At 66.7% G+C, this 4214-nt stretch carries 4 protein-coding genes; all 4 read right to left on the bottom strand.

The window, feature by feature from the left end; genetic code table 11:
* Positions 1–1901 (bottom strand): outer membrane protein assembly factor BamB family protein (locus AC08OJ_RS18875; protein ID WP_476596439.1); only part of this gene is annotated, 1901 nt, incomplete at its 3' end.
* An 83-nt stretch (positions 1902–1984) separates the two neighbouring features.
* Positions 1985–2965 (bottom strand): CehA/McbA family metallohydrolase domain-containing protein, encoded by a 981-nt coding sequence (locus AC08OJ_RS18870; RefSeq protein WP_476594612.1) that lies wholly within the window; start codon positions 2963–2965, stop codon positions 1985–1987.
* A gap of 382 nt (positions 2966–3347) precedes the next feature.
* Positions 3348–3599: a hypothetical protein gene (locus AC08OJ_RS18865; protein ID WP_476594613.1), complete on the bottom strand. Its 252-nt coding sequence runs from the start codon at positions 3597–3599 to the stop codon at positions 3348–3350.
* Positions 3600–3645: 46 nt separating this feature from the next.
* Positions 3646–4214: ISAs1 family transposase (locus AC08OJ_RS18860; protein WP_476596438.1), on the bottom strand; the 569-nt coding region annotated here is incomplete at its 5' end.

Below are 4214 nucleotides of genomic sequence, written 5' to 3'. Positions count from 1 at the left end.
AACACGGGGTGTGGGGTGCGGGTGCAGCTGGTCATGGCGAACGGGCCGGCCGGGTCGATGTCGGTGCGCCAGAGGGTTGTTCCGTCTTCGTAGTCGAGCAGGGCGATTCCGCGTCCGGCGTCGGCGACCGCGAGGCCCCAGGGTGTTGCTACCGGGGTGGCCGGGTTGAACGGTGCGGTGGTCGCGGTGGCCCATCTCGCCTTACCGCTGGTGACATCGAGGCGTACCGTCTGGCCGGGTGTGGGCAGGTACAGTGCCGCGCTTTCGGTGTCGTACAACGGTGTGCCGATGGGTGTGCCGGCGAGTTCGCCGTCGCCGCCGGCGGGTCCCCAGCGGGTGCTGCCGGTGTGTAGGTCGAGGCCGATCATCCCGCGGGGGAGTGGGCAGCTGCCGACGATCAGGGTGTCCCCGGCGATGAGGGGGATCGCGTGCCCGACCAGGGTCTGGTAGGGGGCCAGGTCGTGTCGTTCCCAGCGCAGTTCGCCGGTCGCCGCGTCCAGCGCGCGCAGGTGTGAGAGGTCACCGACCACGACCAGCCCGCCGGCCACCACCGGGTCGGTCCAGGCGAACAACCGCAGCGGGTCGGGGGAAGGTACCCGCCAGCGTTCCGTCCCGGTGACACGGTCCAGGCTCACCACGTCGCCGACCACCTCGACGGCGATCACCGAATCGGCGAAGACCGCCGGGGTGCCTTTGACTGAGGAACCCAGCTCGGCCAGCCAGCGGCGGGAACCGTCCGCGAGGGTGAGCAGTTCGACGGCTCCGGCGGGGCGGTCCTCGTGCCTGACCCCGATGATTACTTCGTCGCCGTCGAGGCGGGCCGGGGCCCGGTGCCCGGCCCCGGTCAGCTGGTGGCGCCAGCGCACCACTGCCGTGGCGGCGTGCGGTGGGTGGCGGGGCGGGTCGGGTATCTCGAAGGTGGACCGTTCCAGGCCTGTGGGTGCCACCGCCCGGGTATGCAGGGTGATTTTCTGCCCGTCCCAAGTGACGACCCGGAACGACGGGGGGGTGTAGTCCAGCGACCCGAATAGCGCGGTCGGGGTGCTCACGTGCAGGGTGCCGTCGACCTCGACCACCCGGGAGACGTGCCGGTGCCCGGAGAACGTCGCGGCGGGGGGGCGTGGCAGCCCGTCCAGGACGGAACGCCACGGCTGGTCGTGGGACAGCAGGATCCACGGGGTTTGCGGCGGGATCGATGCCAGGTCGGCGCGTAGCCAGGCGTCCTGCGCCTCGTGGTCGAGCCCGAGTTCGTGGGTGAGCCAGTCCAGCGCGACCACGTGCAGCCCGGGCAGATCGAACGAGTACCAGCGCGGGCCCAGGTTACGTTCGTAGCCGGCGGGATCGGCGGAATGCATGAGGTAGCCGGTGCGGGCGATCCGCATGTCGAACAGCCCGGGGTTGTTCGCGATGTGGTCGTGGTTGCCGGGCAGCAGGTGTACCGGCAGCGGGCTGGTGCTCACCGCCCCGCGCAGCAACTCGAACTCCTCATCGCTGCCGAAATCGGTGAGGTCACCGGTTACGATCACCGATGACACCTCCCCGGCGCGTTCCGTGACCCTCGCGAGGAACTCCGACAACGCCTGCGCCGACCCCAGCTCCGCCGGCCGTGAGAACAGCGTGTGGTCCAGTGCCGGATCGCGGAGGTGGAGGTCGGAGACGTGCACGAACCGGTACGGGAAGGCAACCGGGACGGGGGTGAGGGTGAACGTCACCGACTCCTCGGCGGCCGGGGCGAACCAGCGGTCGGCGGCATAGCCGGCGGGGCGGGTAAGGAACACGAACGGCCCCGCCGCGGCCAGCAAGAACGTCCCGTCCGTCGCGCTGGTGGTGACCGTACGGCCGTCGCTGACGAGCACACCGGGACAGGCCCGCCCGTCGGCGGTGACGACACGTCCACGCATGAAGATAGCCTTTCTCGAGATCAGACGCGGAGATACGAGCTACGACACTCGGTGAGGACGTCGCCGACCTCAAGAAGAGCTCGTTATGGCCACAATGGATTACTCCAGGCGCAGCGGCCATCGGGGGCGACAACGGTAACGCGGCAGTACTTGCCACTAAAGGAACTGAGATCAAATGTGGCTGATGTAATCTTCTCATGAGGGGTCGGGAGCTGTTGTTGTATGTTCAGCCACTGGTCTCCGCCGCCGGCGAGCACGATTGCGCGTGCCGGGCTGGTATGGACGTCAAGCTGGTTGCCGCGAACCGACATCGCGGTGATTTCTTGACCCTGGGTCGCATAGTAGGCCCCTGCCTTTAGCGATTGGAGGATCGTGTCCGGGCTGTTGCGCTCGGCTCGTACTTGTAGCCAGCCTCCACCGTGGCTGTCGGGGTGCTCAAAGTGGGCGTCGTCGCTGGCGTCGACGAAGAGTCGGTGGCCGGCTTCGAGTAGGCCGTCGTAAAAGTAGCTGCCGTCAGCACCGTGCGGAAACATGGTGGCCATGCTATGGTTGTAGATCTCGACTGCGTCGACTGCATGAAGCCCAGCAATTGTGTCGGCAGCACCGAGCGGTAGGTTGTTGAGCCCGGGGTGTAGCAGCACCAGAAATGCTCCGGAATCTTTGGCACGCATGATGGCATCGACGTGGGCGGCGGGGCTATCGTCCGGCGGTGGGGCGAAGTCCAGTGGGAGCCCTGCGGCGGTAACCCAATAGCAGTGACGGTCGGTCCAGGCGGCGGAGCTTAGTTCCGCACCGACGATCGCGGTGAACTTCTCGGAGGAGAACGCCGTGGTGTCGGTTAGTCGCCAGTCGTAGGTGGCTTCATAGTGGTCGGAAAGCACGATCCAGTCGTGGCCGGCGGCCTGGTATGTAGCTATTACTTCTTCGACGCTCAGAAGTCCGTCCGAGTCGGTCGAGTGGCAGTGCAACTGCCCGCGGTATAGCTGTCCGGGCTGGGTCCAGGCGCGCAGTGCGGTATCGACGTCGCGAGAGGACTGCACTGTTGAATGGCCCGCTGCTAACATGTCGCTGCTCCAAGGTTGGCGGCTTGGGTTGGGTCGTTGAAGCTAGTCTTCGGGTAGGTGATCGAACCGAGGGCGAGCAGCAAAAGATCTTGATCTAGAGCGATCTTTGCTGTCTGGGGGCCCTGGGACCCAGGACTCAGGCACGCATGGACGACCGTGGCGGCCCCCGCACCAGTTCGGCAAGGGTGCCAGGTGGCGCGTCAGCAACGCTCGCCATGCCGGCCTCATTGGGCCTGATCGTCACGTCCACGAACCTATCTGCACGGAACAACGTTCCAATGAACGATGGATGGACATTTCCTATCAAGGATGTATCGAAACTTCGTTTCACGTCTGCTTCTCGCGCAGCGACGGGGGCCGGACCCGCGGGTCTGCGAGCGTGTCAGCTGGGTAGGGGCCCGGGGACCCGAACCCCTGGCTTCCTCTGGCTTCCTCCCTGCCGGCAGAACAGGTCGGCCAGGTCGATCGCAGTCGGCTCGTCCTCCTCATCGAGCATCCGGGCCCGCACGACCGCCGCGCTGATAGCGAACAGTTCGGCGCCGATGTCGACGAGACGCCCGAGGAACGCCTGCTTCTTCTCCAGTCCGCCCTGCCAGCGAGCCATCCCGTAGAAGGTCGACCAAGGCTTCGGCATGTTCGCGATCTGAGTGACCTGTCCAGGAATCGGCGGTGTCTCCCGTCTATCCGGTTTGCCGTGGGAAGCCATGGAGCTCGAGAGCGGCGGTGGCTTTCTTGTGGGCGCGGCGGCCGGAGGGGATGTAGCGGTAGCCAGCGCGGCGGATCGCGTTGATCACGGCGCCTCGGAAGATCGCGAGGGCTGCCGGGACACGGCCGGTCCGGCTGCTGCTGGCGTCTTCACCGAAGGTCACGTCTCGGACATAATGCTGCTTGACCTCGATGTGCCAATGGCCGCGGGCAAGGTCGGCGAGCAGGGCGGGTTCGGCCTGTTCGGCGGTGACGCCGATGATCATGTAGATGGTCTCGCAGGTCGGGGCCTTGTCCTTCTCCTTGCGCCAGCGGTGGATCCTGATCGCCTGGGTGGCGTGCGGGAAGTCGAGGCCGGCGACGGTGGCGACCTCGAGGGTGCGGGTCTCGTCCCGGCCGTGGCCGTGGTCACGGGTGGTGTCGCCGGTCGGGACGTCGGCCCAGGGCAGGGCGGCCAGGACGTCTTTCAACATCGGCTGGCTACCCTTGATCACGGTAAAGTAGTGGGCGTTCTTCTCGGCGACCAGCCAGTCGAGGTTGGCCC

Source organism: Frankia sp. CgKIO3, from assembly GCF_977946435.1.
Note: the sequence above shows the minus strand (reverse complement) of the source record. Positions and strands in the feature narration are given on the sequence as shown.